General features: G+C 47.0%; 1 protein-coding gene and 1 pseudogene. Both read right to left on the bottom strand.

What is annotated here, in order from left to right; translation table 11 throughout:
* Positions 1-1,275, bottom strand: a pseudogene (locus ACTIE6_RS15120) (polyphosphate kinase 1); the annotation flags it as partial.
* Between the two features lie 164 nt (positions 1,276-1,439).
* Positions 1,440-2,864: toprim domain-containing protein (locus ACTIE6_RS15115; protein ID WP_439557432.1), on the bottom strand; the 1,425-nt coding region annotated here is incomplete at its 5' end.

Genomic DNA, 2,864 nt, shown 5'->3' with positions numbered 1-2,864 from the left:
AAGCCGATAAATGGTCAGCTTGATCGATAGTACCTTGGGATCCTCTGCCGCTTGTTCGAGCAGCTGCAATACAGGCTCAAAATTGTTGTAAGGGTGATGTAAAAGGATATCCCGCTCCCGCATGGTCTCAAAAATGTCGGGAATACGGTCCCTGTCCAGTCCCAGTGGTGGTACAGGCGGGTGGATTGGCGGTATCTGGTCTTTGAATTCGGGATGTTTGATAATGTTCCAGAATGCGGTATAATCGATCAGACCTTCTGTTGGGAACACATTATAATCGTCAATCTCCCAGCGTTTTTTAATCAGGTTCAGTAAGTCAGGATTAATGCCAGGCTCAACGGAAACCTGCACTACGCGACCCAGTCGGCGGCTTTTGATCTTTTGCCTGATTTCGTCGATAAAGTCCGCCTCAATATCGTCGCTTTCTTCCAATGTAAAATCCCCGTTTCGGATAATACGGAACAGGTTCGTCGATGCGATATCTACATTCCGGTAAAGCTTGTTGATATGCTTTCTGACGATGTTTTCAATGGGTATAAACAGCAGCTCGTCCTCGCGTTCAATGACGTAAAATCGCGGCAGGTTCAATGGAAGCTGCACGAAAGACAGTTTCCTGTCTTCCTCGGACGTAGTTCCTTTTACCTGCGTGATTACGCCAAGTACCAACACTTTGGCCAGCAAAACCGGAAATGCGTGGGTATAGTCGAAAAGCATCGGTGTCAGCATCGGGTAAACGGTGCGCTCGAAGTACTCTTCCACTGCATTCCTCTCCTCTTCGGTCGTTTCTTCCAGGTCAACAATGCGGAAACCGTGTTTGGAGAAAAGGGGTTTTAGCTGGTTGGTATAACATTCGTTCTGCCGCCGCACGAAATCGTGTATATCGCGCATCATCACCTTTCGGAAAGGGATTTCCCGCAAGCCTGAATAATCAAGCCGCTCTTTTCCGAAGTCCAGGTAATTATAAAGACTACCTACCCGGATCGTGAAGAATTCATCCAGATTGGAAGCTGTGATGGCCAGAAATTTAAGGCGATCGAACAGGTTCCTGCTCTCATCCAGCGCCTGATCAAGTACCCGGTCGTTGAATTTCAACCAGCTCAGGTCGCGACTGATCATATCGCTTTGCTGTACCTGGGTAGTAGCTTTCTCCGACAAGGTAATCGCCTTGCTTTCTTCCGAAGGAACGGGTTCTTTGGAGCTTTTAAAGAATGCTAACAAGTTTGTCAACTTACCTTTTTTTTCACTGTTATATGTATGGTTACTCGAATCGGACATATCTGGAATCTAATTTGTCGTAGGAAATCTGCTAAAATTTCAACGAATGTAAATAATCTATTGTTTTCGGGTTGATGAAGTTTCTGTTAAATTTTGGCTCAAAAAGAAACGGATGACTGCCAGTGACAACCATCCGTTTCGATTGATCCGATTTGAATCAGCGGCTATACGTCAACTCTTGCATATTTGGCATTTTTCTCAATAAAATCACGCCTTGGGGCTACTTCATCGCCCATCAGCATAGAGAACAAATGGTCGGCTTCTGCTGCTGATTCAACAGAAACCTGTTTCAGGCTTCTCTTATCTGGGTTCATGGTTGTTTCCCATAGCTGTTCCGCATTCATTTCTCCCAAACCTTTGTATCGCTGAACGTTCACGGAATCTTCTTTCCCCCCGCCTATTTCTCTGATCGCTTCCTCTCTTTGTAACTCTGTCCAGCAGTAACGCTCTTCGCGTCCTTTTTTCACGAGGTAAAGCGGCGGCTGGGCAATGTAGATATACCCGTGATCAATCAGGATTTTCATATACCGGAAAAAGAACGTCAATATCAGCGTGCGAATGTGGCTTCCGTCGATATCCGCATCGGTCATGATCACAATCTTGTGGTACCTCAGCTTGTCAATGTTCAGCGCCCTTTCGTCTCCGTCTTTTCCGATCTGCACGCCCATTGCAGTGAACATGTTCTTGATCTCCTCATTTTCGTAAATGCGGTATTCCTGCGCCTTTTCCACATTCAGGATTTTACCACGAAGCGGCAGTATAGCCTGGTAGGCGCGGTTGCGGCCCTGCTTGGCAGTTCCACCCGCCGAGTCCCCTTCGACGAGGTACAGTTCGCAAACATTAGGGTCCGTTTCCGAGCAGTCAGAAAGTTTTCCCGGAAGTCCGGTTCCTGTGAGCACGTTCTTGCGCTGCACCATTTCACGCGCCTTTTTGGCAGCAATACGTGCTTTGGCAGCCAGGATCACTTTATCAATGATCACACGCGCTTCTTTCGGGTGCTCATCCAGGTAGGTATCGAGCATTTCAGCCACTACCTGACTTACTGCACCTGTTACTTCCGAGTTACCCAGCTTGGTTTTGGTCTGCCCTTCAAACTGTGGTTCTGCTACTTTAATGGAAATTACGGCTGTCAAACCTTCCCGGAAATCGTCGCCGCTAATCTCAACTTTTTCTTTCGCAAGAATACCCGACTTCTCCGCGTAGTTTTTCAGTGTACGTGTCAATGCAGCCCGGAAACCGGAAACGTGCGTTCCGCCTTCAATGGTATTGATATTATTCACATAAGAGAACACATTCTCGCTGTAAGATGTGTTGTACATCATCGCTACTTCCACCGGAATCACGCCTTTGTCGCTTTCCATGTGGATCGGCTGCGGAATAAGCGGCTGCCTCGTGGCATCGAGGTAGGTAACGAATTCGTTCAAACCTACTTCTGAGTAAAACTCTTCACCGCGGAATTTACCTTCTTCATCCTCTTCCCTTTTATCTGCCAGGGTAATGCGGATCCCTTTATTCAGGTACGAAAGTTCCCGCAAACGGGTTGCTACGGTTTCGTATTTAAATTCAGTTACTGTAAAAATGGTTGAGTC

Source organism: Dyadobacter sp., from assembly GCF_051859145.1.
Taxonomy (GTDB): Bacteria; Bacteroidota; Bacteroidia; order Cytophagales; family Spirosomataceae; genus Dyadobacter.
Note: the sequence above shows the minus strand (reverse complement) of the source record. Positions and strands in the feature narration are given on the sequence as shown.